The sequence below is a fragment of the Pseudomonas sp. FYR_5 genome (assembly GCF_043106315.1).
Taxonomy (GTDB): domain Bacteria; phylum Pseudomonadota; class Gammaproteobacteria; order Pseudomonadales; family Pseudomonadaceae; genus Aquipseudomonas; species Aquipseudomonas putida_Y.
Window position 1 is genome coordinate 338,045 of the sequence record NZ_JBICMK010000097.1, and the last position, 25,974, is coordinate 364,018.

Consider the following 25,974-nt stretch of genomic DNA (forward strand, 5'->3'; position numbering starts at 1 on the left):
ACTCACAACCTGATTTTTTCGCGACATTCACAGCACACCCACATTTGACGCCCCAGCATTTCAGTGGTCAGATGCGCGCCAGTTTCAGGTGCCCTGCGCCGCCGCGCGCAGGGTGAAACGGGAAACCGGTGCGTCGTGTTGCCCACGACAAGTCCGGTGCTGCCCCCGCAACGGTAAGCGAGCGAATCCTTCGAGATACCACTGTGCTCAAGCATGGGAAGGTGAAGGTTTCATGCCCCTCGCAAGCCCGGAGACCGGCCTGGAGCTTCATTTGGCAACCCGCGGTGGGCGGGCGCAGGCCGGAATCCGTGCGCGCGCCTGCCTGCATGGTTCGCCTTTGCGTGTTTTCCACCGGGATCCATTCATTCCTGCAGCAGTGGAACGACATGTCCCGTATGTTCAAGCTTCACCCCCTGGCGGCCTGCCTGGCCGTCGCCCTGCCGGCGTTGGCTGATGAGCGCGAGCCGCAGCCTCTGGCCCTGCCTTCCACGGCCATCACCGACACCCTCGACAGCCGCGCCATCGACCTGGCCACGCCGACCCAGGCCGGCTCGCGCCTTGGCCTCAGCGCCCTGGAAACACCGGCCAGCACCAGCAGTATCAGCGAACGGCAGATTCAGCAGCGCAACAACCTCACGGTGCAGGATGCAGTGACCCGTTCGCCGGGCATTACCTTCGTCGGCTCACCGGGGGACGGCGGTACAGGCCTGTCTGCCCGCGGCTTTGCCGGCCACAGCTCGGTGATGACCCTGTTCGACGGCGCGCGCCTGTACACCGGTGCCGGCACCCAGACCTTCCCGGTCGACCCGTGGATGGTCGAACGCATCGAGGTGATTCGCGGCCCCGCCTCGGTACTGCATGGCGAAGGCGCCACCGGCGCGGTGATCAACGTGATCCCGAAAAAACCTTTTGCCGGCGAGGTGCGCAACCACCTGCGCCTGGGTTACGGCTCGTGGGACCGCGAGCAGCTCGGCCTGGACAGCGGCGGCAGCCTCAGCGAGCGCCTGAGCTACCGCCTGACGCTGAACCAACAGACCGGCAATGGCTGGGTCGACCGCACCGCTTCACGTAGCCTGGCCATGAGCGCCGCGCTGCGTTTCGATGCCAGTGATGACCTCAGCTTCACGCTGGCCCATGACCGCGGCGATGCACAACCTGCCAACTACTACGGCACCCCGCTGATCGACGGCCACTACCGCAGCAGCCTGCGCAAAAAGAACTACAACGTACAGAACGACGTGCAGCAGTACGTTGATGAATGGACCCGGCTCACGACCGACTGGGCGCTGAACGACCAGCTCAGCGCCAGCAACCAGCTGTACTACATCAAAAGCCGCCGTCACTGGCGCAACGCCGAGGACTACAGCTGGGACAGCGGGCGTCAGCAGCTGCTGCGCGGCAGCTACCTGGAGATCAAGCACAACCAGGAACAGTTCGGTGACCGCCAGACCTTCACCTTCGACCACACCCTGTTCGGCCTGGCCAGCAAGACCGTGCTCGGTGCCGAGTACAACAAGGTGCGATTCAACGTCGACAGCAATTCACCCTACAACGATGTCGGCGGCGACTATATCGACCCGTGGCAGCCACAGCCCGGCGGGTTCCATAGCGCCTCGCCGTTGCGGCCGCAAACGCTCTCGACCACCCATACCTTTGCCCTGTTTGCCGAAAACCGCCTGCAATTGAGCGATCGCCTGTCGTTGGTTACCGGCGTGCGTCGCGACCAGAACCACATCGACCGCAATAACTTGACCAACGACAGCCGCAGCGATCGTAGCCTGCAAGGTGGCAACTGGCGTGTCGGGCTGGTGTTTGCACTCAACGACGACCTGTCGTTGTACGGCCAGTACTCAACCAGCGAGGACGGGGTCAACAACCTCATCAGCCTCAGCCCCGCACAGATGCACTATGACCTGACCGAGGCGAAGCAGACCGAGGCCGGCATCAAGCAGCGCTTTTGGGAGGGGCGTGGCGAATGGACGCTTGCCGCCTACCACATCGTCAAGAAAAAACTGCTGGTCGACGACCCGATCACGCACGAGAAGCAACAAGCCGGGCAGCAGACCTCCGATGGCCTGGAAGCGACGCTGGAGCTGGCCCTGGCCCATCAGTGGCAGGTGTCGGCCAATGCATCGCTGGTACGCGCCAAGTACGACGACTTCGACGAAATGGTCGGCGGCCTGCCACAGGACCGCGCAGGCAACCGGCCAGCCAACGTGCCACGGCGTACCGCCAACCTTTGGTTGAGCAAAGGCTTCGGCCAGCAGGTAGAGGCCGGCTTGGGGGCGCGCTATGTGGATGAGCGTTATGCCAATACCGCCAATACCCAAAGCGCCCCCGGCTACACCGTGGTCGATGCCAACATCGCCTGGCAGGTGTTGCCGGATGTGAAGTTGGGGTTGCAGTTGAACAACCTGTTCGATCGCGAGTATGTGCAGTCGGCGTTCAGCGGGCAGCAGTGGTTGATGGGGATGCCGCGGTCGTACTTCGCGACGGTGGATTACAGCTTCTGACCTGAATACCTCTTCACGGCACGGATAGCACAAAAACCGCTACCAACCCGTCACCGGCTAGTTATAAGATAACGTTTTATATGACATTCATTACTATTAGCGTTCACCCATGACAAGCGCCATCGCCACGCCCACTCTGATCACCCAGCGGCTGCAGAGCATCGACGCCCTGCGCGGCCTGGTGATCCTGTTCATGCTCCTGGACCATGTCCGCGAGACTTTCCTCCTGCACCGCCAGGTCAGCGACCCCATGGCCATCGACACCACGGAACCGGTGCTGTTCTTCAGCCGCACCCTCGCCCACCTGTGTGCGCCTGTGTTCGTCCTGCTGACCGGCCTATCGGCCTGGCTGTATGGCGAGAAGCATCAGGGCCGTGGCGACGTCTCGGCTTTCCTGTTCAAACGCGGGCTGTTCCTGGTGTTGCTGGAGTTCACCCTGGTCAACTTCGCCTGGACCTTCCAGTTGCCCCCCAGCGTGATCTACCTGCAAGTGATCTGGGCCATCGGCGTCAGCATGATCGCCCTGTCGCTGCTGGTGTGGCTGCCACGCGCCGCGCTGCTCGCCCTGGGCGCCATCATCGTCGCCGGCCACAACCTGCTCGACGGCGTGCACTTCGGCGTAGAGTCAGCCCTGCATGTGCCGTGGGCAATCCTGCATGATCGTGGCTGGCTGGCGTTTTCCGAGAACCTGCACCTGCGCACGTCGTACCCGGTGCTGCCGTGGATCGGCGTCATCGCCCTGGGCTACGGCCTGGGGCCCTGGTTCGGTCGCGGCAGCGATGCCGGACAACGCCAGCAACACCTGCTGGTGGCCGGTTTGCTCGCGCTGCTTGGCTTTATCCTGCTGCGCATGTTCAACGGTTACGGTGAGGCACCGTGGAGCGGTTACCCAACCTTCACGCAAACCCTGATGAGCTTCTTCAACATCACCAAATACCCACCGTCGCTTCTGTTCCTGACCCTGACCCTGGGCTGCGGCCTGTTGTTGTTGCGCACGTTCGAACGGGCCGGCCAGGCGCGCTGGATCACTGCACTGGCAGTGTTCGGTGCGGCACCGATGTTCTTCTATCTGCTGCACCTGTATGTGCTGAAGCTGCTGTACCTGGCCTGTGTGGCGCTGTTCGGGCTCAACCATGGCGACTACTTCGGTTTCGACGGTATTGCAGCGGTGTGGCTGGGCGCGGTGCTGCTGGCGGTTTCGCTGTACCTGCCAGTGCGCGGGTTCGCCCGCCTGAAGCAGCGTCGCCGCGACATCCGTTGGCTGAAGTACTTCTGAAAAGCGTTTTCACCTGGCGGCGCGATGGTCTACCATGCGGGCCGCCGGTTTCCACCATGGAACTAACAGGGAATCCCAGGCCTGCCAATACAGGCCAATCGGAACTGCCCCCGCAACTGTAGGTGCCGAGCCTGCTCCATCGATGCCACTGGGCCTACCGCCCGGGAAGGCGGGAGCCGGGCCGTGACGCACCAGTCAGGAGACCTGCCGGCCTTCATTCACCAACCGGCGGGGTGTCCGGGATTGGCCATCCGTGTTGCCCCAGCCACCCGCTGGGGGCTTGGCGATGCCTGTCCGTGCGTTCCTCACCAGAACTGTCCGATAGGAGATCGCCCAGCATGCTGCCCCGTTTCGCCACCCTGCTCGCGGGCCTAGGCCTCACCGGCCTGGCCCAGGCCGCTGCTACCCACTACCCGCTGACGGTCGACAACTGCGGCAAGCCGCAGACTTTTGCCCAGGCACCGCAGCGCGCCGTCACCATCGGCCAGGCCGGAACCGAGCTGCTCTATGCCTTGGGGCTGGGTGACAAGCTGGCCGGCACGTCGCTGTGGTTCAACAACGTATTGCCGGAATACCAGGCGGTGAACGCCAAGGTGCCGCGTCTGGCCGACAACGACCCCAGCTTCGAGGCGGTGGTCGGCAAGCGCCCGCAACTGGTCGCGGTGCAGTTCGAATGGATGGTCGGTGCCCAGGGCGTGGTCGCCACCCGCGAGCAGTTCGATGAACTGAAGATCCCCACCTACGTGCTGCCATCGGACTGCGAGGGCAAGGACAACCTGGTCGGTGCAGACGGCACCCGCCTGCAAGCGTTCCAGGTAGACAGCATCTACAAGAGCGTCAGCCAACTGGCCGAGATCTTCGACGTTCAGGACCGCGGCGCAGCACTGAACGCCGAGTTGCAAGGGCGCCTCGACAGCGCCAGGGCACAACTGGCCGGCAAGGACCTGTCGGCAACTTCGGCGCTGTTCTGGTTCTCCAGCGCCGACCTGGACATCGACCCCTATGTGGCCGGCCGCCAGGGTGTCGCCGACTTCATGTTGCGCACCCTCGGTGTGCGCAACGTGGTCGAGTCCAGCGAAGAATGGCCAAGCGTTGGCTGGGAAACCCTGGCCAAGGCCAATCCGACCTGGCTGATCATCGCACGCATGGACCGCCGCCGTTTCCCCGCCGACGACTACCAGAAAAAACTCGAATTCCTGCGCAGTGATCCAGTAACCCGCAACATGGACGCGGTAAAGCACGACCGCATCATTATCCTCGACGCCGACGCCATGCAGGCCGGCATCCGCCTGTTCCGGGGCGTGCAGACGCTCTCCACGGCCTTCGCCAGCGGTAAAGCAGCCCCGTGATGATCCGCCTGTTACCCTGCATCGCGGTTGCCCTGGGCGCCCTGTTGGCCGCCCTGCTGGCCGGCACCGCCATCGGCGAAACCAACCTGTCGCCCAGCGTGGTCGGCCAGGTGCTGGCCAACCACCTGTGGCAAGCCGCCTACCCGGTGGACCCGATCGACGCCGGCATCGTCTGGAACTACCGCCTGACCCGCACCCTGGTCGCAGCCGCTTGTGGCGCCGGGCTGGCCACCTGCGGTGTCATCCTGCAGGCGATGTTGCGCAACCCACTGGCCGAGCCCTACTTGCTGGGGCTGTCTGCCGGTGCCTCGACCGGCGCGGTACTCGTCGGCCTGCTGGGCCTGGGTAGCCTGGCATTAAGCATGTCCGCAGGGGCTTTCATCGGTGCCGTGGCCGCATTCGCCTTGGTACTGGTGCTGGCCCGCGCGGCCGGCCCCAGCAGCAACAATGCCCAAGTGATCCTTGCCGGTATCGCCGGCTCGCAACTGTTCAATGCACTGACCGCCTTCCTGATCACCAAGTCGGCCACCGCCGAGCAGGCGCGCGGTATCCTGTTCTGGCTGCTGGGCAACCTGAGCGGCGTGCGCTGGCCTTCGGTGTGGCTGGCTGTGCCGGTGGCGATTTTCGGCTTGCTGGTGTGCCTGTGGCATCGCCGTGCGCTGGATGCCTTCACCTTCGGCGCCGATTCGGCCGCCTCGCTGGGCATCCCGGTGCGGCGCACCCAGTTGCTGCTGATCAGTTGTGCAGCGCTGGTGACGGCTGTGATGGTGTCCATTGTCGGCGCCATCGGTTTTGTCGGGCTGGTTATACCCCATGCCCTGCGCCTTCTGCTCGGCCCCGGGCACAGCCGTCTGTTGCCCGCCAGCGCACTGGGCGGTGCACTGTTCCTGATTGCGGCAGATATTCTTTCGCGCACACTGATCACCGGCCAGGTGATCCCGGTGGGCGTGGTTACGGCGCTGATCGGTGCCCCGGTATTCGCGCTGATTCTGGTCAGCCGTCGGGGGCGACCATGACAGCCATGACAACTGTTCGCATCCCCCCGCTGGCCTGCCATGGGCTGGGGCTGCAACTGGCCGGCAATACCGTGCTCAGCGATATCGACCTCAGCGTTGTCGCCGGTGAAACCCTGGGCATCGTCGGCCCTAACGGCTCGGGCAAATCCTCGCTACTGAAGTTGCTGGCAGGGCTGCGCAAACCGGCCTGCGGCAGCGTGCAGCTCATGGGTGAGCCACTGGCACAGATGCCCCGCCGCCGTGTTGCCCAAGCGCTGGCGCTGGTCGAGCAACAGGCCGACACCCTCGATGCGATCAGTGTGTTCGACGCGGTTGCCTTGGGCCGCACGCCGTGGCTCTCGGCCCTGGCACCGTTCTCCCGGCAAGACTGCGCCATCGTCGAGCAAGCCCTGGCCGACCTCGACGCCCTGCACCTGCGCACGCGCCTGTGGGGGTCGCTGTCCGGTGGCGAGCGCCAGCGTGTACACATCGCCCGCGCGCTGGCCCAACGGCCGCAGGTGCTGCTGCTGGACGAGCCGACCAACCACCTGGACATCCAGCATCAGCTGAGCCTGCTGCAACAAGTGCAGGCGCTGCCGGTTACCACCTTGGTAGCGCTGCATGACCTCAACCAGGCACTGACCTGCGACCGTGTCGCGGTCATCGACAAGGGCCGCCTGGTCGCCCTTGGCAAACCCTTCGAAGTGCTTACCGCCAAGCGCCTGCTGAGCACCTTCGGCGTCCACGCCCACTACCTCACCGACCCTTTCGACGGCGCGCGCATCCTGCGCTTTCGCGCCCCCTGAACCAGGTAGCCCTGCCCATGCTGTTGCGCCCTGTCGCCCTGCTGCTCGCCAGCACCCTGCATGCCCCGACCGCACTGGCCGAAGTGCATGAAGTGAAAATGCTCAACCGTGGCAGCGACGGTGCCATGGTCTACGAGCCCGACCACTTGCGCATTGCACCCGGCGACAGCGTTCGCTTCCTGCCGACCCAGAACGGGCATAATGCCGCCAGCGTGGCGGGCCTGCTACCCACCGGGGCCGAGCCGTTCAAGAGCAGGCTGAACCAGCCGTTCGAGCACACCTTCAGCGTGCCGGGCGTGTACGGTATCCAGTGCATTCCGCACGTGGCCATGGGCATGGTCATGGTGATCCAGGTCGGTGACGCGCCTGCCGCCGAATTGCCGGCCAGCTTGCCAGCGCGGGCCAAAGCCCGCTTTGCCGCACAGTTGCAAAAGCTCGAAGCTGGGCAATGAGCCAGCTATTCGGGTCGCTCACGCCCTGGCCGGCGTCGCCCAGTTGCAAAGCAATGGCTTTACCGAGGATGGCAACTGGAACCTTCTCAACCGCAACGTGTTCGACCCAGTGACGCGCGGCGTGATCTTCATCGCCAACAGGCACGTTCCCAGCGGTCAGCGTAATCGCAACTGCATGTGCGTGGTCTGCCACACCGGGTCTTGCTCCACATCCACCAACGTAAACCCTTGCCGCTCCCAGAACGCGATGGCACCCGGCAGAAACGGATGAGTATGCAAGTAAAGGCAGTCGAAGCCGGCTTGCATCGCCCGTTCGCGCAAGGCGCCAAACAAGGCAGCCGCCAGCCCATGCCTGCGGTAGGCCGGCAACACGAACAGCCGCACCACCTCGACTACCCGCTCAGCGCGGTAATCAAGCTGGGCAAAGCGATGGTCATAGGGCAAGTAACCTATCACCGCGACCAGCCGCCCACCCTCACGGGCTTCCAGAAAACAGCCCGCGCCGTCCAGGTAAGTGTCAGCGAACTGCGCCAGGTCACGCGGCAAGGGTGCATTGGCGAGCATCGGAAAAAGCGCTCGGCGGGCACTGTCGACAAACGCCAGCACTTCGGCAATGGCGTCACGCGCCACGGGTTGCAAGGTCCAGTTCGGCATTGGGCGGTTGCCAGTGTGGTTGGGAGCGTACGGTTCTACCGCAGCGTGCCGCTCAAGGCAAATCACAGGGCTCGTCGCGGCAAGGCGGACATCGGTATAATCGGCAGCCTTCACTGCCCGACCAGGCCATACCATGCCTCGCCTCCCGAAGTTGCTGTTACCCCTGTTGCTGGCTGCTGCACTCGCCGCCTGCGACCAGAAGCCCTCCCGTGAAGAACAGATCCTTGCCCAGCTGCCGCTGCAGGACGCCTACACGCACAACATCGAGCGCATGTCCGCGCTGCTGGGCCGCACTCACCCGCAGTTGTCGCAAGCGACCATCCAGGACGTACTGCGCAAGCACCTCACCGTCGAGGACCAACGCCGGGACCTGTTCCGCCTGTACAGCGAAAAGAACTTCAGCGACGCCGAGTTCGCAACCATCGTCGCCGCCACCCAGGACCCCGCCAAAGCGCGCGCCCTGGAAGACACCGAAGCCGGCAAACGCTTGAGCGAAAAACTCACCGCCCTGATGCGCGAAACCGCCCGCGATGTGAACGTGCAGGCCTTGGTCGAGCAGCGCATGCAACAGGTGGAAGATGAGCTTGATGCGCTGGACAAGGCAGGCTCTTGAGCGCTGCCCGCCAAGGTAACTTCCGTTCAGCAGCCCTTTACGATCACAGAGGTCAGGATTGCCACACACCAAGCACGGATTGCGCCTGGATCTACGTACACTCATTCTGGTGCTCTGCGCCCTGACCGCAGTGGTCATGCTGTGCGCCAGCTATTTCGCCAGCTATCGGGTGCAGCGCCAGCTACTGATAGACAATGCCCTGGAAGCCAATCGGGTGTATGCGAGAAAGCTGGCCAGCATTACCGACACCTTCATTGGCAACGCCTTGCAGCAACTGATGTTCAGCGCCGGCGTACAAAGCCGGCAGTTGAGCGACACCGCAGCGCTGCAGGTGGAAACCGACCGCGTACTGGGCCAGAGCATGGCCTTCAACTCCACCTTCGTGATCGATGCCAACGGTGTACTGCTGGCGGTATCCCCCGCCCCGCTACGCCACCTGCTCGGCACCCACGTGCAGTCGCCCGGTGCTCAGGAAGCCCTGCACGAACGCCGTCCACTGGTTTCCACACCCTATCTGTCGGCGGCCGACAACCTGATGGTGGTGCTGTCGCAACCCATTTTCGACGACAACGGCCGCTACCTGGGGTATGTGGGTGGCAGCCTGTACCTGCGTGAACACAACATCCTCAACAGCCTGCTGGGTGAGCATTTCTACAAGAACGGTTCGTACCTGTATGTGGTCGACCGCAAACGACGCCTGCTGTACCACCCCAATAGCGAACGGGTAGGCACGGTGGTGGAGGGCAATGCGCTGGTCGACCAGCTGGGGACACTGGACAGCGGTACCCGGCAGCTGACCAATAGCCTGGGCGTGGAAATGCTCGCCGGCTTCGCCACTGTGCCCAGCGCCGGCTGGGGCGTGGTAGCGCAGCAGCCATTGGCGCAGACGGTGACGCCGCTGAACCATCTGGTGCTGAACGTGGTCGCCAGTTCGGCGCCCTTGGCGCTGGTTGGCAGCCTGCTGCTGTGGTGGCTGGCCCGCACCATCGCCCGGCCGCTGTGGAAACTGGCCGCAAGTGCCCGCACGATGGACCGCGCCGGTACCGCCGAACATTTGCATCATGTGCGGGCCTGGTACTTTGAGGCGGCAGAGCTCAAACGCGCGTTACTGTTCGGCCTGAACTTGCTGCAAGAGCGCATCGGCCGGCTCAATCGGGACGCCCAGACCGACCCGCTGACCGGCCTGGGCAACCGCCGCAGCCTGGAATTCAGCCTGTCGTTACTGGAAGCTGAAAACCGGGAGTTTGCAGTCATTGCGCTGGATATCGACCATTTCAAACGGGTAAATGACAGCCATGGACACGAAGTGGGCGACCAGGTGCTGCGCCACCTGGCGGAGCTCATGCGCCGTTGTTGCCGCGAGGGCGACCTGTTGTGTCGGACCGGCGGCGAGGAGTTCCTGATATTGCTGCCTGGGGCCCCCCTGAACGTGGCGGCCGCGGTGGCTGAACGGTTGCGTGTGACCGTACAGGATATGCCGGTGGAACCGGTGGGGGCAGTGACAATTTCGCTGGGGGTGACGCACTGGGATGGCGAGACGCACGGCGAGCCCATGAACGCATTGGGCGAGGCTGACCGGGCGCTTTACCAGGCCAAGCAAGAGGGGCGCAACCGGGTCGCTTTTGCCTGAACGCCTTGTGTTGTAACCATGGCCGCGGGCTTGCCCGTGAAAATGCCGATACAGGCAACGATGAATCGGTGGCTTGTAACAATTCCTGTCATAAAACTGCAGCGTTTCAGTCATAGGATTGACCTCGACCTGACATTTTCACTTCATGGATGAGCGTCTCATGCGTCGTGTGGTTTTCAATCAGAAAGGTGGCGTCGGCAAATCCAGCATTGCCTGCAACCTCGCCGCAGCCAGTGCCGCCGAGGGCTACCGGACCTTGCTGGTCGACCTCGACCCACAGGCCAATGCCACCTTCTACCTGACCGGGCTGGCCAACGACACCATTCCTGCCGGCATCGCCGACTTCTTCCGCCAGACCTTGTCGCCGGTTACTGCCGCCGGCAAGAAGCACCGCGTGGCAATCACCGAAACCCGCTACAGCAACCTGCACCTGGTCACCGCCAGCCCTGACCTCAGCGACCTGCAAAGCAAGCTGGAGAGCAAGTTCAAGATCAACAAGCTGCGCAAGTTGCTGGTGGCGCTGGGCGAGGACTACGAGCGGATCTACATCGACACCCCGCCCGCACTGAACTTCTACACCTTCAGCGCGCTGGTGGCGGCCGAGCGTCTGTTGATCCCGTTCGACTGCGACAGTTTCTCGCGCCAGGCCCTGCACAATGTCATGGCCGAGGTCGAAGAACTGCGCCAGGACCACAACCCCGCGCTGCAGGTGGAAGGTGTGGTGGTCAATCAGTTCGCCGGCCGCACCGCACTGCACCAGACCCTGGTCGATCAACTGCGCAACGAAGGCCTGCCGGTGCTGCCGGTGTACCTGAGCAGTTCGATCAAGATGCGTGAATCGCACCATGCCTCGGTGCCATTGGTGCATTTGGCGCCACGGCATAAACTGGCCCTGGAATTTGGCGATTTGCTGGATGTGCTTGAGCGTGCGGCCTGACAGGCCTTTGGGGCACTCCGGCTGTAACCTGCTGCACCGGTCGAATCAGGTATACCGAGGTCGCCCTCGACAAAGCGCCTTGCAGCGCCCGGCTATCTACTGGCAAGCACAATAACGATGGCGCGGCCCTACCGCGCCACTTTCATCATGGCTGCCAAAGGAAACCGGAGAGCTCCCGCATGTCCGCACATCATGAGGTATCCCCCGCCACCCTGCGCAGGGTGATTGCCGCCTCGGCCATCGGCAACTTCGTCGAATGGTTCGACTTCGCCGTGTACGGCTTTCTCGCCACGCTGATCGCCAGCCAGTTCTTTGCCAGCGAAGACGCCAGCGTGGCCTTGCTCAAAACCTTCGCGGTGTTCGCCGTGGCCTTCGCCCTGCGCCCCTTGGGCGGCATCGTCTTCGGTGCCTTGGGCGACCGACTGGGTCGCAAGCGCATCCTGTCGCTGACCATCCTGCTGATGGCCGGCTCCACCACGTTGATCGGCCTGCTGCCGACCTACGCCAGCATCGGCCTGGCAGCCCCGGCGCTGCTGACCCTGGCCCGCTGCCTGCAGGGGTTTTCTGCCGGCGGCGAATATGCCGGGGCCTGCGCCTACCTGATGGAGCACGCGCCTGACGACAAGCGCGCCTTTTATGGCAGCTTCGTACCTGTGTCGACCTTTTCCGCCTTTGCCTGCGCAGCGGTGATCGCTTATGGCCTGGAGGCCAGCCTGTCGACCGAGGCGATGAATGCCTGGGGCTGGCGCATTCCGTTCCTGATTGCCGCACCGCTGGGCCTGGTCGGCCTGTACCTGCGCTGGCGCATGGAGGAAACCCCGGCGTTCCGCGAAGCCGTCGCCCAGGGCAAGGAGCACGAGCACTCACCGCTGAAGGAAACCCTGCGCCACCATGGCCGGGTCATTCGCAACCTGGGGGCGTTCATTTCGCTGACCGCGTTGTCGTTCTACATGTTCACCACCTACTTCGCCACCTACCTGCAACTGGTCGGCAACCTGACCCGTGCGCAGTCACTGCTGGTGACCACCGTGGCCCTGCTGTTCGCCGCCGTGGGCTGCCCGCTGGCCGGTGCATTTTCGGACCGGGTGGGGCGGCGCAAGACCATAGGTTTTACCTGCCTGTGGATGATGCTTAGCGTGTTCCCGGCGTACTGGCTGGCCAGCTCTGGCTCGATGTCGGGTGCGTTGCTGGGGGTGATCCTGCTAGCGGTGGGGGCACTGTGCAGTGGCGTGGTTACCGCAGCATTGCTGTCGGAAAGCTTCCCTACCCGTACCCGCTATACCGCTTCGGCGATTACCTACAACGTGGCCTACACGCTATTTGGCGGCACTGCGCCGCTGGTGGCAACCTGGCTCATCGGCCAAACCGGCAGCAGCCTGGCACCGGCGTTCTACCTGGTGGTGATTGCGCTGGTGGCGTTGGTGGGCGGTTTGGCGTTGCCGGAAACTTCGCGGATTTCTTTGCATGAGGACATGAGCATGGACGGTGTGCGGGCCGGAACCCGAAAGACCGTCTGAGATTTCCGGGGCTGCCTTGCAGCCCCGAATGCTCAGCCTTCCTGCTGCTCTTCCCGCCGATACGCCCACTGATACAACGCCGGCAACACCAGCAACGTCAGCGCTGTAGAGGACAAGATCCCGCCAATCACCACCGTTGCCAGTGGCCGTTGCACCTCCGCACCGGTCCCGGTGGCCAAGGCCATCGGAATGAACCCCAGCGAGGCCACCAGCGCCGTCATCAGTACCGGCCGCAATCGGGTCAGCGCACCCTCCTCGACCGCCGCCCGCAGCGTGCGCCCTTCCTCGCGCAGCCCGCGGATAAAGGCAATCATCACCAGCCCGTTCAGCACTGCCACTCCCGACAATGCAATGAACCCGACCCCGGCAGAAATGGACAGCGGAATATCACGCGCCCACAGCGCCAGCACCCCGCCGGTCAGGGCAAAGGGGATGCCGGTGAACACCAACAGGCCATCCCTGAGGTTGTTGAACATCATCAGCAACAGCGCCATGACCAGCAGCAAGGCCACCGGCACCACCACCTGCAAGCGCTCGGCCGCCGACTGCAACTGCTCGAACTGGCCTCCCCAACGCGTCCAGTACCCCGGTGGCACCTGCACCTGGCCGATCAGGGTCTGCTCGGCCTCTTGCACAAACGAGCCCAGGTCACGTCCACGCACATTGGCACTGACCACCACCACGCGCTTGCCATCCTCGCGGCTCACCTGATTCGGGCCCAGTTGCAGGTTCAACGTGGCTACCTGCGACAGCGGGATGAAACCGATTTGCCCGGCCCCCTCAGCAGCACTGGCCGGTACGGGAATCAGCAGGCTGGCCAACCCGTCGACATCGGTACGCAAGGTCTCCGACAGGCGCACGACCATGTCGAAACGGCGGTCGCCTTCATACAGCGTACCGGCGGTGCGGCCACCCACGGCAATGGCGATGGCATCCTGTACATCACCCACATTCAGACCATGACGGGCGGCCTTGTCACGGTCGATGTCGATGGTCAGTACCGGCAGGCCCGTGGTCTGCTCCACCTTCACCTCGGACGCGCCTGGCACCCCTTGCAGGCTGGTGGCGATCTGCGCGGCAGTGCGGTTGAGCACCTCCATATCGTCACCGAACAGCTTCACCGCCACATCACTGCGCACCCCGGAAATCAGCTCGTTGAAGCGCAACTGAATGGGCTGCGACAGCTCGTAGTTGCTGCCCGGCACACTGGCAGCGGCGCGTTGCACCTGGGCGATCAGTTCATCCCGTGGCTTGCCAGGGTCAACCCATTGTTCGCGTGGGCGCAGCATCACGTAGGCATCGGAAATGTTCGGCGGCATCGGGTCGGAGGCAATCTCGGCAGTACCGGTGCGGGCAAACACCCGCTCCACCTCGGGCACCTGGGCCATGATCGCCTGCTCCAGGCGCTGCTGCATGTCCACCGACTGCGACAGGCTGGTGCCCGGCACACGCAGGGCCTGCAGGGCGAAGTCACCCTCGCTGAGGCTGGGGATGAACTCGCTGCCCATGCGGCTGGCCATCACGCCGGACAGCAGCACCAGGGCAGCGGCAGCAGCAAACGCCAGTTTGCGCCGGCCCAGCACCCAGGCCAGCACTGGGGCATAGCGCTGACGTGCCGTACGCATCACCATGCCTTCCTCCTCCTTGACCTTGCCGGTGACGAACAGGGCAATGGCCGCCGGTACGAAAGTGACCGAGAGGATCATCGCACCCAACAGGGCCATGACCACGGTGAAGGCCATGGGGTGGAACATCTTGCCCTCGACCCCGGTCAAGGCAAAGATCGGCAGGTACACCACCATGATGATCAACTGCCCATAGATCAGCGGCCGGCGTGCTTCGCGGGCGGCGGCAAACACCTCATGGAACCGTTCGGTGCGGGTCAGCATGCGACCGTGGCGCTGCTGGGCATGGGCCAGGCGACGGATGGCGTTTTCCACGATCACCACGGCGCCGTCGACGATGATGCCGAAGTCCAGCGCGCCCAGGCTCATCAGGTTGGCACTGACTTTGTTGCTGAACATGCCGGTAAAGGTGAACAGCATCGACAGCGGGATAACCATGGCCGTGATCAGCGCAGCACGGATGTTGCCGAGGAACAGGAACAGCACGGCAATCACCAGGATTGCACCTTCGATCAGGTTCTTCTTCACCGTGGCGATGGCTTTCTCCACCAGGTGGGTGCGGTCGTATACCGTGACTGCAACCACGCCCTTGGGCAGGTTGCGATTGATCTCGACCAGTTTTGCAGCGACCGCCTGCGACACCGTACGGCTGTTCTCGCCAATCAGCATGAACACCGTGCCCAACACAACTTCCCGACCGTTTTCGGTCGCAGCCCCCGAGCGCAGCTCTTGGCCCAGGCCAACCTGGGCGACATGGCTGACGCGGATCGGCGTGCCGTCGACGCTGGAAATAACGATGTTGGCGATGTCTTCGGCCGAGGCCACCTGGCCGGGTGCGCGAATCAGCAACTGTTCGCCATTGCGCTCGATATAGCCAGCGCCAATGTTGGCGTTATTGCGCTCCAGTGCTGCAATCAGGTCGTTGAGGGTGAGCTTGTAGGCCGCCAGGCGCTTGGGCTCTGGTGCAATCAGGTATTGTTTGGCATGGCCACCGATGCTGTTGACCTCGGCCACACCCGGCACATTGCGCAGCTGCGGCTTGATGATCCAGTCCTGAATCACTCGCAGGTCGGTTGGGGTGTACGGTGTGCCGTCTTCCTTGAGCGCCCCCTCCTGGGCTTCCACCGTCCACAGGAAAATTTCCCCCAACCCGGTGGAGATCGGCCCCATGCCCGCCTCGATGCCCTGAGGCAATTGCTCGCGGGCCACCTGCAGGCGCTCGTTGACCAGTTGGCGGGCGAAGAAGATATCGGTGCCATCATCGAAAATGACCGTGACTTGCGACAGGCCCGAGCGCGACAGCGAGCGGGTCTGCTTGAGCCCTGGCAGGCCAGCCATGGCGGTTTCGATGGCAAAGGTGATGCGCTGCTCGGTCTCCAGCGGCGAATAGCCGGGGGCGGCGGTGTTGATCTGCACCTGGACGTTAGTGATGTCCGGCACAGCATCGATCGGCAGTTTCTGGTAGCTGTGGATACCCACCGCGGCCATCAGGACCACGGCCAGCATCACCACCAGGCGCTGCTCGATGGCAAATTGAATCAGGCGTTCGAACATGCAGGTGTCCCCGTGATCAGTGGCTGTGCTCGGCCGAGCCCTTGCCCAGTTCCGACTTGAGGACAAAGCTGCCGGCGGCCGCAACCTGAGTACCGGCGGCCAGGCCGCTGGTGATTTCCACCTGGCCAGCATCGCGACGACCAGTCTTCACCGGGCGCGCCTCGAAGCCTTCCGCAGTGCGGGCGAACACCACGGTCTGCGCCTCCCAGGTTTGCAGGGCGCTTTCCGGCACCGCCACGGCGGCATCGAAGCGGTCGACGCTGACCGCCACATTGACGAACAGCCCGGGGCGCCAGGCGCCATTGGGGTTGGCCAGTGTGGCGCGCACAGTGGCGGCGCGGTTCTGCTCGCCGAGCAGGCTGCCGACGTAATTGACCTTGCCCTGGACCTGGGCGCCCAGGTCCGGCGCACTGACCGTGACATCGCGGCCGGTTACCACCTTGTCCAGGTCACGAGGGGCCACGGCGAAGGTCGCCCACACCCGGCTCAGGTCGGACAGGGTGAACGCGTTGCTGGTCGCGTCGACCACCTCCCCCACGGTCAGGTGCTTTTCCACGACGACCGCATCGAAGGGTGCGCGCAGTTCATAGCGGTTGCCGGCACCGGCCGGGCCCACCGCCGCGACCTTCTGCCGAGCGTTGGCCAGAGCGATCTCGGCCTCCTGCAGGGCCTGGCGCGCCTGCAGGTAATCCTGCTCGGCGCTGATTCGCTCCTGCCACAGCTGTTGCTCCCGCTGAAAGGTCAATCGCGCCAGTTCCAGACGACGCTGGGCGGCCTGCTGTTCGCTGCGCAGGTCGGAGATCTGCTGGCTGGCAATCACCGCCAGTACCTGGCCGCGCTTGACCGCCTGGCCCAGCTCGGCTTGCACCGCTTCGACCACACCCGGCACGCGGGGTACCACATGTGCGGTGCGGTCCTCGTCAAAGCGGATCTCACCCGGGAAGCTGATGGCGGTGCCCAACTCACGGGGGCCAGCGGCAGCCAGTTGCACGCCAGCCGTTTCGATCTGGGCGATAGACAGGTGCAACTGGCCTTCTTCTTCGCCATGCCCCTCCTCTGCATGGCCTTCGGCGGCCTGCTCTGCAGCGTGGCCGTGGCTGTCTTGACCATGGTCGTCATGGGGGGCTTGAGCCTTGGACGCCTGGCCGAGGGTGCCGGTCCAGGCCAGGCCAGCGAGGCCAAGCGCCGCAATGGCGGTGGCCAGAAGGGCTAGCTTGCGTGAGTTAGTCATTGTTGCTCCTGCTATCGGGTTTGTTGCTCAGGCCATCGAGATCGCCGTAGATCCGCTCCACGTGTGCGCGCGCGTCGGTCGCCGAGGCCAGCGCCTGGAGGTACAGCCCGCGCGCCTCGATCAGCGTGCGCTGGGCGTCGAGTACATCGAGGAACGCGAACTTGCCCATTTCAAAACCGCGGGTGGCGGTGTCCACGGCCTGCTGCGCAGCCGGCAGGATGGTGCGGTCATAGGCTTCAACGTCCTGCATCGCCGTCTCCCACTGGCTGATGGCGCTACGGGTTTCACTGCGCAGACGCAGCTCCACGGCATTGCGCAGGTCGCGCGCCTGGTCGGCACGGCGCGCAGCCGCCAGGACATTGCCCCGGTTGCGGTCGAACAGCGGCAACGGCATGGACAGGCCAACCACGTTCACCCGCTCCCGGTCTTCGCGGCTGTACTGGCTGCCAAGGCTGACGGTGAGGTTGGGGATACGCTGGGCTTTCTCCGAACCCAGGGACGCATCGCCGCGCTCGACCTGGGCAGCGGCCAGGCGCCATTCGACGGTCTGTTCGACCTGTTCAAGCAAGGTGTCGGCACCCGGCGCGATGCCTGGCGAAAGGTTGGCCGCCTGTAACCGGTCGAAGCTTGCCAGCGGGCTGCCCATCAGCCGGGCCAAGGCCTGGTAGGCCACGCTGCGCTGGGTTTTCGCGCGGCGCACTTCGGTCTGGGCCTGGGCCAGTTGCACCTGGGCACGGGTGGCCTCCACCGGTGATGACTGGCCTGCCGTAACCCGCCCTTGCACCACCCGCAGGCCGCGTTCAGTCAATACCTGCGACTGCTGCGCCAGCTCCAGCGCGGTCTGCGCACGCACGCCAGCGTGGAAAGCCTGCACCACATCGGCCCGCAGGGCGTTGCGCTGGCGCTCCAGGTCGAGCTGGGCAATGGCCTGGCCGGCCCCCGCCACGGCGAGACGCGCGCCGCGTTTCCCGCCCAGTTCCAGCGGCTGGCTGAGGGTGACGGTGGTGGTGCTGGTGTCGCGACGGGTGTCCTCGACCTCCCAGGCCAGCTCCGGGTTGGGGATCAGCCCGGCCTGGCGCCGTTCGCCATCGGCAATGCCAATTTCACGGCCGGCTGCAGCCAGCTCCGGGTTCTGGGCGAAAGCGGCGGTAAGCGCCTGGGGCAGGCTCAGCGCCTGGCTGGCCTGGGCGCCGGTGGCACTGGCCAGCAACAGGCAGAGCAAGGCGATCTTGCGGGGGATGGGCACGACACAGGTCCTCTCGGCGAAGCATTGGCGAGGGACTGTAGAAAGGGCCGGTTATCGGGGCGGTGGCGGCAAGATTACAATTTTGTAATGACGCGCTGCGTTGCTTTGCAGGCGCAGCCTTGTGCTGCTGGGCACAGGACGGTGAACGCCCAAGAAGTTCGATAATCGCCCACTTTCCCGGTGCGACGATCTTGTCCAATTGACGAAACTAACCAGTCAGTACAAAACTACGGACATTCAACAACAACAAAGCGATGCCCGTCATGAAGCCCCTTATTCTCGTGCTCAACGGCCCCAACCTGAACATGCTGGGCACCCGCGAGCCTGCCCAGTACGGCCACGAAACCCTCGCTGACCTGGCTCAGGGATGTGCCGACACTGCCCACGCCCACGGCCTGGAAATCGAGTTTCGCCAAACCAACCACGAAGGCGAACTGATCGACTGGATCCACGCTGCCCGTGGCCGCTGCGCCGGCATCGTGATCAACCCCGGCGCCTGGACGCACACCTCGGTGGCCATCCGCGATGCACTGGTGGCCAGCGAACTGCCGGTGATCGAGGTGCACCTGTCCAATGTGCACAAACGCGAGCCGTTCCGTCACTTGTCGTTCGTATCGTCCATCGCCGTCGGTGTCATCTGCGGGCTGGGCAGCCACGGCTACCGCATGGCGCTGAGCCACTTCGCCGAGTTGTTGCAGGAGCGTGCGGCATGAGCCAGCAAGCCATCCTCGCCGGCCTGATCGGCCGCGGCATCCAACTGTCACGTACGCCGGCCCTGCACGAACACGAAGGCGACGCCCAGGCCCTGCGCTATCTGTACCGGCTGATCGACGCCGACCAGCTGCAACTGGATGACAGCGCCCTGCCCGGCCTGCTCGAAGCCGCGCAACATACCGGTTTCACCGGGCTGAACATTACCTACCCGTTCAAGCAGGCTATCCTGCCGTTGCTCGACGAACTGTCCGACGAGGCCCGTGGTATCGGCGCGGTAAACACCGTGGTGCTCAAGGACGGCAAGCGCGTCGGCCACAACACCGACTGCCTGGGCTTTGCCGAAGGCTTGCGCCGCGGCCTGCCCGGTGTGGCACGGCGCCAGGTCGTGCAGATGGGTGCCGGTGGCGCTGGCTCGGCCGTGGCCCATGCCCTGCTGGGTGAAGGGGTAGAGCGGCTGGTGCTGTTCGAAGTGGACGCAGCCCGTGCGCAGGCGCTGGTGGATAACCTGAACGGCCATTTTGGCGCAGGGCGCGCCTTGCTTGGCACCGACTTGGCCACAGCCCTGGCCGAGGCGGACGGGCTGGTCAACACCACGCCAGTGGGCATGGCCAAGCTACCGGGCACGCCACTGCCGGTGGAGTTGCTGCATCCCCGCCTGTGGGTGGCCGAGATTATCTACTTCCCGCTGGAGACCGAACTGCTGCGCGCAGCCCGGGCACTGGGCTGCCGCACGCTGGATGGCAGCAACATGGCGGTGTTCCAGGCGGTGAAGGCATTCGAGCTGTTCAGCGGGCGGCAGGCGGATGCGGCGCGGATGCAGGCGCACTTTGCCAGTTTCACCTGATAGAAAAGTGTTGGCTTCTTCGCGGGCACGCCCGCTCCCACAGGTACTGCGCAAACGTTACTGATTGCACTCCCTGTGGGTGCGGGCATGCCCGCGAAGAGGCCGGTACAGGAGAATCACTCTTTTTCATCCAGCAAAGCCTGTATCACCTGTTCCTGCCCGCCATAATCCCCCTCGCCAAAGTGCACATGGCGCACCTGCCCCTTGCGGTCGACAAAGTAATGCGCCGGCCAGAACTGGTTGCCCCAGGCATTCCACACCTTGTAGTCGTTATCTACCGCCACCGGATACCCGATACCCAACCGGGCAACCTTGTCCCGCAAAGTGCCCACATCATGCTCGTAGTCGTACTCGGGCGTATGCACCCCCACCACTACCAGCCCTTGATCGGCATAGCGCCGCGCCCACTCATTCACATGCGGCAGGCTGCGCCGGCAGTTGATGCAGTCCCAGGTCCAGAAGTCCACCAGCACCACCTTGCCCTTGAGCCCCGGAGCATCCAGAGGCGCCGAATTCAACCACTGGCTGGCGCCGGACAGCGACGGCATGGCGCCGTAGCTGTCGCGGGCCTTCAGGTGCCCAGCCAATCCAAGCCCCATCAGCGCCAGCGCAAAACCGCCAGCCTTGAGCGTCCGGCGGCGATCAGTTGTCATGGCAACCGCCCGTGGCGTAGGTGCGGTACTGCACGCTCTGCCGCTGGCCATGGGAGTCAAGGTAGTCCATTCGGGTATTCACCAGGCCGCAGGCGTTGCTCTGATCATCCTGCACCGACAGCACTTTCTTCACATCCAGAGGCTCACCGTAGCGGTACTGCATGACCCCGCCATCCTGCATCGGGGCAGTGGCGGCCTGGGCAGCGATAGCGCCGAAGCTGAGCACGGCGAACAGGCTGGCGCTGGCGATAGTCTTGACGTTCATGGCATCTCTCCTGGTAACTCTTGGGGGTGGGGAGTGTTGCTCCCCGGTCGAGAGCCATTTCACGCCTGCCAGGTATCCCGCATGTGTCGCCCAACGTTGTGATGTGCTTCCTGCTGTATCCCTGCCCGTGCCAGATACACTGCAATACAAACTCCCGCAGGCAAGGGCGAACGCGCTCGGTACACTGCGCCCAACCCCCTTTGCACAGGAACCCAGCGCATGGAACACGTCGATCACATCCTGATCGTCGACGACGACCGCGAGATCCGCGAACTGGTCGGCAATTACCTGAAGAAGAACGGCCTGCGCACCAGCATCGTTGCCGACGGCCGGCAGATGCGCGCCTTTCTCGAAGCCAACAGCGTCGACCTGATCGTGCTCGACATCATGATGCCCGGCGACGACGGTCTGCTGTTGTGCCGCGAGTTGCGCGCCGGCAAGCACCGCAACACGCCGGTGTTGATGCTGACCGCCCGCAATGACGAAACCGACCGCATCATCGGCCTGGAAATGGGCGCCGACGATTACCTGACCAAACCGTTCTCGGCCCGCGAACTGCTCGCCCGCATCAACGCTGTGCTGCGCCGCACACGCATGCTGCCACCCAACCTGACCATCAGTGAAAGCAGCCGCCTGCTGGGTTTCGGTCAATGGCGCCTGGACACCACCGCGCGCCACCTGCTCGACAGCGAAGGCACCCTGGTGGCCCTGAGCGGCGCCGAATACCGCCTGCTGCGGGTGTTCCTCGACCACCCGCAGCGGGTGCTCAGCCGCGAACAGTTGCTTAACCTGACCCAGGGCCGCGAAGCCGACATCTTCGACCGCTCCATCGACTTGCTGGTCAGCCGCCTGCGCCAGCGCCTGGGTGACGATGCCCGCGAGCCTAGCTGCATCAAGACCGTGCGCAGCGAGGGCTACGTGTTCTCGCTGCCGGTGCAACTGCTCGAGTCCCCCTCATGAAATGGCCACGCACCCTGGCCTCGCGCCTGGCACTGATCTTCTTCACCGGCCTGGTGTTGGCCTATGGTCTGTCGTTTGGCCTGCAGGCCTATGAGCGCTATATCAGCAGCCGCTCGATGATGCTCAGCAACCTCGAGCAGGACGTGGCGACCTCGGTTGCCATCCTTGACCGCCTGCCCGCAGCCGAGCGTGCCGCCTGGCTGCCGCGCCTGGAACGGCGCACCTATCGCTATCGCCTCGACCAAGGCCTGGCCGGCGAAGCGATGCCGAGCAGTGACCCACCGATGGCCGCCGCGTCGATCGTCAAGGCCATTGGCAGCGACTACCGCCTGACCTTTCTGGAAATCCCTGGGCCCAATGCGCATTTCCAGGCACACCTGAACCTGGCCGACGGCGCGCCCCTGACCATCGACGTAACGCCAACACCAGTCCCGGTAGCCCGTTGGTTGCCCGTGGTGCTGCTGATTCAGCTCGCTGTGCTGTTGCTGTGCACTTGGCTGGCCGTACGCCTGGCCATCGGCCCGCTAACCCGTCTGGCCCAGGCAGTGGACAACCTCGACCCGGACCAGCCCGGCGTGCAACTGGATGAAAGCGGCCCGCGCGAAGTGCGCTACGCTGCCGTGGCCTTCAACGCCCTGCAGGCACGCATTGCTGCCCACCTCAAGGAACGCATGCAGTTGCTGGCGGCCATTTCCCACGACCTGCAAACACCGATCACTCGCATGAAGTTGCGGGTCGAAGTGATGGATGAGGGGGTCGAAAGGGACAAGTTCTGGAACGACCTGGATGAAATGGAACACTTGGTGCGCGAAGGCGTGGCTTATGCCCGCAGCATGGACAGCAGCACCGAAGCGACATGCCGGGTCAACCTTGATGCCTTTCTCGACAGCCTGGTATTCGACTACCAGGACAGCGGCGCCCAGGTCGAACGCCACGGCAACAGCGGTACCCTGCTGGAAACCCGCCCGCATGCGCTGCGTCGGGTACTGGTGAACCTGGTCGACAACGCCCTGAAGTTTGCAGGTGCTGCCGAGCTGCAAGTGTCCCGCGAGGGCAGTACCACCATCATCCGCGTGCTCGACAACGGGCCAGGGATACCCGGTGACGAGCTGGATGAAGTGCTCAAGCCGTTCTACCGGGTGGAAGGCTCACGCAATCGCAGCACGGGTGGCACCGGCCTGGGACTGGCCATTGCCCACCAGCTGATCCAGGCCATGGGGGGGCGGCTGACATTGAGCAACCGCGAACAGGGCGGATTGTGCGCGCAGATCGAACTCACCTGAAGTGCATCTGCGATCGTTGGCAGGAACGGCCTTGGATCTCGATCGGGCCGCTCCTGTAAAAAGCGAGGTCGCCTCTACAAACAGATACACAACTGCATCCCCCTGACACACTGCAGATACCCCGCCTCGAGACACTCCCGGTCACACAACCACACCCCGGGAGACCCTCATGAAAGCCTTCACCTTGCCCTCCGGCTGGAAGCTGTTCGCCGCCCTTGCCGGCCTGACCCTGGCGATGAGCGCCGTGGTCCTGGCCAGCCAACCTGACCCGGACGGCTTGCGCAGTGCCATTCGTGCCACCGCACGCAGCTCGTTCGCACTGTTCTTGCTGGCGTTCCTGGCCTCGTCGCTGGTGACCTTGCTGCCTGGCACCTCAAGCCGCCGCATCCTTCAGGAGCGACGCTACCTGGGGTTGGCATTCGCGTTCTCCCACACCGTGCATGGTGTGTTGATTTATCGCTACGCCCAGCAATTCCCCGAACTGTTCTGGGCCGGCCGCACGCTCACGTCCAGCCTGCCCGGCACGGTCGGCTACCTGTTCTTGCTGCTGCTCACCGCCACCTCGTTCAAGGCCCCCATGCGGCTGTTGGGCGGTCGTGCCTGGCAAGCGCTGCACAGCAGCGGCATGTGGATACTGGCTGGGGTGTTCTGCCTGTCGTTCTACAAACGCATCCCCATGGGGGGCTGGTACCCGCTGGCGTTCGCCCTGATGTTCAGCGCCATCGCCGTCAAGCTCACCGCCAAAGTGGCCCGTAAACAACGCCGCAGCACCCGCGCCCTTGCCTGAAGAGAGCACCGCACATGACGACCTTGACCCGTACCCTGACCACCGTCGATCGCATCGGCAGCTGGAGCGCCGACTTGCCATTACGGGTATTTCTGGCCTGGGAATTTTTCGAATCCGGCCTGGAGAAATTCAACGGCAGCAACTGGTTCGCCGACCTGCAGTCCAGCTTCCCGTTCCCCTTCAACCTGCTGCCCGCAGAGCTGAACTGGCAGCTGTCGATGTGGGCCGAGTTGGTACTGCCGTTGCTGCTGTTGCTGGGCTTGGGTACCCGGCTGGCATCATTGGGTTTGATGGTGGTGACCGTTGTAGCGATAGCGGCAGTGCACTGGCCGGCGCACTGGTCGGGCCTGGCGGAGCTGGCCCAAGGCTATGCCATTACCGACCAGGGCTTCGGCAATTACAAGTTGCCGCTGATCTACCTGATAGCGTTGCTGCCACTGCTACTCAAGGGCGCCGGGCGCCTTAGCCTCGATCATTGGCTTGGCACGCGGTTCGGCAGATGAGGACCGGGGGCTGCTGCGCAGCCCCCAATGCCTTCAAACGGTTCCGACAATGACACCCTGCTCGCGCAATGCCTGCAACAATGCCAACCCTTGCTGCACATCCCCGCCCAATGCCTGCAGCCGCTCTCTTCCAGTCCCCTGCTCCACCAGCAACCGGTACGCCATAGGGGCCAACCGGGCAAAGCGCACCTGCAACCGGGCATCGCGATAAACCAGCAGCAAGGTTGGCGACGCCGGGGTAGCCGTTGGCTGGTAGTCCACGCCAATGCTGTCCACCGGCCAACGATAGGCCAACACGCGCGCCACACAAGACAACAACGGCTGCCCATCCAGCAGGTCACCATCAGGGTCATGCGCCGGGTCCTCGGCGTCGCTCAGGTACAGCTGCGCCTCGACCCACTCATAATGCGCCAGCTCCAACTGCCAAGGGGTGTCCAGCGCCACACCTTGCAAGTAGTCGACGAAGGTTTCGGCAATTTCGGTAAACAATGGCGTCTGGCAACGGTAACTGGCGTAGAAATCACCTACTCGCGCATGCCAGCGCTGCTCGCCCAACGCCTGGCGCATGACCGGGAAGCTGCCAGCCAGCAAGCCTTCGATGGCGCCATAGAACAACTCGCGGTAAACCCTCAGGCGGCGGGCCTCGACGCCGGGCGGCGGGGCATGGCGCTGCGGGTCGCGCAGGTGACGGGCCAAGGCATACTGCTGCGCACGCAAGGTCTCATTCATCTGCTTGCCCTCCGGCAGCGCATTGCACAGCACGCATACGCGCCGTCTCGGCCAACAGTTCGGCCAAGGGCGGGTAGTTGAAATCACGCTCCAGCACCGTCGGCCGTACGCCGAAGCGCGCACAAGCGGTGGCGTACAGCGTCCAGACATCTTCCTTCACGGCGGCCCCGTGGGTATCCACTTTGAGGTCCGGCGCTTCATCGTAATGCCCGGCAACGTGCATCCCGGCCACGCGCGCCTGGGGCAGGCCTGCAAGGAATTGCCGGGCGTCGTAACCATGGTTGCAGGCGTTGACATAGACGTTGTTGACGTCCAGCAGCAGGTCACAATCGGCTTCATCAAGCACCGCCCGGATGAAGTCGAGTTCGCTCATCGCCTGATACGGCGCGGCATAGTAGCTGATGTTCTCCACGGCAATGCGCCGCTCCAGCTGCTCCTGAGCCTGGCGTATGCGCGCAGCCACATGGCGTACGGCTTCATCGGTGAACGGGATGGGCATCAGGTCGTACAGGTGCCCGTCATCACTGCAGTAGCTCAGGTGCTCGCTGTACAGTCGCACCTGATACCGGTCAAGAAACTGCCGGGTCTGCTCGAGAAAATGGCGGTCCAGCGGCGCGCTGCCACCCAGCGATAAAGACAACCCATGACAGGTGACAGGAAAGCGCTCCGCCAGCTGGGCCAGGCCCTTGCCGTAGGCGCCGCCCACGGCAATCCAGTTTTCCGGCGCACACTCGAGAAAGTCCACTGCACCCGCCTCCATGGCCAGCAGTTCCGGCAACAGGCCGCGACGCAGGCCTAGCCCGATGTTCAACATTGCAGGAAACATAAAAGCTCTCCA

The 25,974-nt window shown here is 64.0% G+C and carries 24 protein-coding genes and 2 riboswitches; of the genes, 16 read left to right on the forward strand and 8 right to left on the reverse strand.

Annotation, left to right across the window (positions count from 1 at the left end; genetic code table 11):
- Positions 1–69: 69 nt before the first annotated feature.
- A riboswitch (cobalamin riboswitch) is annotated at positions 70–278 on the forward strand.
- Positions 279–386: 108 nt separating this feature from the next.
- The 6 genes from ACF8RA_RS20305 (at position 387) to ACF8RA_RS20330 (ending at position 7,391) form a co-directional block, all read left to right on the forward strand.
- The gene (locus ACF8RA_RS20305; RefSeq protein ID WP_392519520.1) at positions 387–2,513 is read left to right on the forward strand and encodes a TonB-dependent receptor; all 2,127 of its coding nucleotides are present in this window, start codon (positions 387–389) and stop codon (positions 2,511–2,513) included.
- Positions 2,514–2,622: 109 nt separating this feature from the next.
- Positions 2,623–3,789, forward strand: a complete 1,167-nt coding sequence (locus ACF8RA_RS20310) for a DUF1624 domain-containing protein (RefSeq protein WP_176683868.1) — start codon at positions 2,623–2,625, stop codon at positions 3,787–3,789.
- Positions 3,790–3,817: 28 nt separating this feature from the next.
- Positions 3,818–4,016: riboswitch (cobalamin riboswitch) on the forward strand.
- Between the two features lie 111 nt (positions 4,017–4,127).
- Positions 4,128–5,138: an ABC transporter substrate-binding protein gene (locus ACF8RA_RS20315; protein ID WP_176683869.1), complete on the forward strand. Its 1,011-nt coding sequence runs from the start codon at positions 4,128–4,130 to the stop codon at positions 5,136–5,138.
- A complete protein-coding gene (locus ACF8RA_RS20320) occupies positions 5,138–6,154 on the forward strand; it encodes an iron ABC transporter permease (RefSeq protein ID WP_209964977.1) in 1,017 nt (338 codons plus the stop codon). The genes ACF8RA_RS20315 and ACF8RA_RS20320 overlap by 1 nt, the downstream gene beginning before the upstream one ends.
- Positions 6,151–6,939, forward strand: coding sequence for an ABC transporter ATP-binding protein (locus ACF8RA_RS20325; protein ID WP_209964976.1), 789 nt, complete (start codon positions 6,151–6,153; stop codon positions 6,937–6,939). The genes ACF8RA_RS20320 and ACF8RA_RS20325 overlap by 4 nt, the downstream gene beginning before the upstream one ends.
- Before the next feature lie 17 nt (positions 6,940–6,956).
- Complete coding sequence (locus ACF8RA_RS20330; RefSeq protein WP_176683871.1) at positions 6,957–7,391, forward strand: pseudoazurin; 435 nt, start codon at positions 6,957–6,959, stop codon at positions 7,389–7,391.
- 156 nt (positions 7,392–7,547) lie between these two features.
- Here ACF8RA_RS20330 and ACF8RA_RS20335 read toward each other — a convergent pair whose 3' ends face one another.
- Positions 7,548–8,045 carry a GNAT family N-acetyltransferase gene (locus ACF8RA_RS20335; protein ID WP_176683872.1) on the reverse strand — a complete coding sequence of 166 codons (498 nt, stop codon included), beginning with the start codon at positions 8,043–8,045 and terminating at the stop codon, positions 7,548–7,550.
- Positions 8,046–8,178: 133 nt separating this feature from the next.
- Here ACF8RA_RS20335 and ACF8RA_RS20340 point away from each other — a divergent pair, with 133 nt between their 5' ends.
- From ACF8RA_RS20340 to ACF8RA_RS20355, 4 genes are all read left to right on the forward strand, one after another.
- Positions 8,179–8,658, forward strand: coding sequence for a hypothetical protein (locus tag ACF8RA_RS20340; protein ID WP_176683873.1), 480 nt, complete (start codon positions 8,179–8,181; stop codon positions 8,656–8,658).
- Between the two features lie 58 nt (positions 8,659–8,716).
- Positions 8,717–10,288 carry a sensor domain-containing diguanylate cyclase gene (locus ACF8RA_RS20345; RefSeq protein WP_176683874.1) on the forward strand — a complete coding sequence of 524 codons (1,572 nt, stop codon included), beginning with the start codon at positions 8,717–8,719 and terminating at the stop codon, positions 10,286–10,288.
- Between the two features lie 160 nt (positions 10,289–10,448).
- Positions 10,449–11,225 (forward strand): ParA family protein, encoded by a 777-nt coding sequence (locus ACF8RA_RS20350; RefSeq protein WP_392461808.1) that lies wholly within the window; start codon positions 10,449–10,451, stop codon positions 11,223–11,225.
- A 179-nt stretch (positions 11,226–11,404) separates the two neighbouring features.
- Positions 11,405–12,742 carry an MFS transporter gene (locus tag ACF8RA_RS20355; protein ID WP_176683876.1) on the forward strand — a complete coding sequence of 446 codons (1,338 nt, stop codon included), beginning with the start codon at positions 11,405–11,407 and terminating at the stop codon, positions 12,740–12,742.
- Between the two features lie 32 nt (positions 12,743–12,774).
- On the opposite strand, the gene ACF8RA_RS20360 is transcribed toward ACF8RA_RS20355, so the two are convergent.
- The 3 genes from ACF8RA_RS20360 to ACF8RA_RS20370 are packed head-to-tail and all read right to left on the reverse strand — an operon-like array spanning position 12,775 to position 18,398.
- Entirely contained in the window at positions 12,775–15,921 is a 3,147-nt protein-coding gene (locus ACF8RA_RS20360) for an efflux RND transporter permease subunit (RefSeq protein WP_392461806.1), read from the reverse strand.
- A gap of 16 nt (positions 15,922–15,937) precedes the next feature.
- Positions 15,938–17,152, reverse strand: a complete 1,215-nt coding sequence (locus tag ACF8RA_RS20365; protein ID WP_176683878.1) for an efflux RND transporter periplasmic adaptor subunit — start codon at positions 17,150–17,152, stop codon at positions 15,938–15,940.
- Positions 17,145–18,398 carry a TolC family protein gene (locus ACF8RA_RS20370; protein WP_176683879.1) on the reverse strand — a complete coding sequence of 418 codons (1,254 nt, stop codon included), beginning with the start codon at positions 18,396–18,398 and terminating at the stop codon, positions 17,145–17,147. Before ACF8RA_RS20370 ends, ACF8RA_RS20365 begins: the two co-directional genes overlap by 8 nt.
- 263 nt (positions 18,399–18,661) lie before the next feature.
- Here ACF8RA_RS20370 and aroQ point away from each other — a divergent pair, with 263 nt between their 5' ends.
- Positions 18,662–19,111, forward strand: coding sequence for a type II 3-dehydroquinate dehydratase (gene aroQ / locus ACF8RA_RS20375; RefSeq protein ID WP_003250469.1), 450 nt, complete (start codon positions 18,662–18,664; stop codon positions 19,109–19,111).
- Positions 19,108–19,956 carry a shikimate dehydrogenase gene (locus ACF8RA_RS20380; RefSeq protein WP_392519521.1) on the forward strand — a complete coding sequence of 283 codons (849 nt, stop codon included), beginning with the start codon at positions 19,108–19,110 and terminating at the stop codon, positions 19,954–19,956. The genes aroQ and ACF8RA_RS20380 overlap by 4 nt, the downstream gene beginning before the upstream one ends.
- Before the next feature lie 116 nt (positions 19,957–20,072).
- Here ACF8RA_RS20380 and ACF8RA_RS20385 read toward each other — a convergent pair whose 3' ends face one another.
- Both ACF8RA_RS20385 and ACF8RA_RS20390 read right to left on the reverse strand, forming a co-directional pair.
- Positions 20,073–20,609, reverse strand: coding sequence for a thioredoxin family protein (locus tag ACF8RA_RS20385; protein WP_392461800.1), 537 nt, complete (start codon positions 20,607–20,609; stop codon positions 20,073–20,075).
- Positions 20,599–20,874: a DUF2790 domain-containing protein gene (locus ACF8RA_RS20390; RefSeq protein ID WP_004573749.1), complete on the reverse strand. Its 276-nt coding sequence runs from the start codon at positions 20,872–20,874 to the stop codon at positions 20,599–20,601. Before ACF8RA_RS20390 ends, ACF8RA_RS20385 begins: the two co-directional genes overlap by 11 nt.
- Before the next feature lie 219 nt (positions 20,875–21,093).
- Here ACF8RA_RS20390 and ACF8RA_RS20395 point away from each other — a divergent pair, with 219 nt between their 5' ends.
- From ACF8RA_RS20395 to ACF8RA_RS20410, 4 genes are all read left to right on the forward strand, one after another.
- Entirely contained in the window at positions 21,094–21,834 is a 741-nt protein-coding gene (locus ACF8RA_RS20395) for a response regulator (protein ID WP_003250463.1), read from the forward strand.
- The gene (locus ACF8RA_RS20400) at positions 21,831–23,117 is read left to right on the forward strand and encodes an ATP-binding protein (protein ID WP_209964961.1); all 1,287 of its coding nucleotides are present in this window, start codon (positions 21,831–21,833) and stop codon (positions 23,115–23,117) included. Before ACF8RA_RS20395 ends, ACF8RA_RS20400 begins: the two co-directional genes overlap by 4 nt.
- 169 nt (positions 23,118–23,286) lie before the next feature.
- The gene (locus tag ACF8RA_RS20405) at positions 23,287–23,904 is read left to right on the forward strand and encodes a ferric reductase-like transmembrane domain-containing protein (protein ID WP_392519522.1); all 618 of its coding nucleotides are present in this window, start codon (positions 23,287–23,289) and stop codon (positions 23,902–23,904) included.
- Positions 23,905–23,918: 14 nt separating this feature from the next.
- Positions 23,919–24,407 carry a DoxX family protein gene (locus ACF8RA_RS20410; RefSeq protein WP_021782826.1) on the forward strand — a complete coding sequence of 163 codons (489 nt, stop codon included), beginning with the start codon at positions 23,919–23,921 and terminating at the stop codon, positions 24,405–24,407.
- A 33-nt stretch (positions 24,408–24,440) separates the two neighbouring features.
- Here the strand turns inward: ACF8RA_RS20410 and ACF8RA_RS20415 are convergent, their stop codons facing one another.
- Together ACF8RA_RS20415 and ACF8RA_RS20420 are read right to left on the reverse strand one after the other, a co-directional pair.
- Positions 24,441–25,136: a DUF2063 domain-containing protein gene (locus ACF8RA_RS20415; protein ID WP_176683884.1), complete on the reverse strand. Its 696-nt coding sequence runs from the start codon at positions 25,134–25,136 to the stop codon at positions 24,441–24,443.
- Complete coding sequence (locus ACF8RA_RS20420; RefSeq protein ID WP_392519523.1) at positions 25,129–25,962, reverse strand: DUF692 domain-containing protein; 834 nt, start codon at positions 25,960–25,962, stop codon at positions 25,129–25,131. The genes ACF8RA_RS20415 and ACF8RA_RS20420 overlap by 8 nt, the downstream gene beginning before the upstream one ends.
- Positions 25,963–25,974 lie beyond the last annotated feature (12 nt).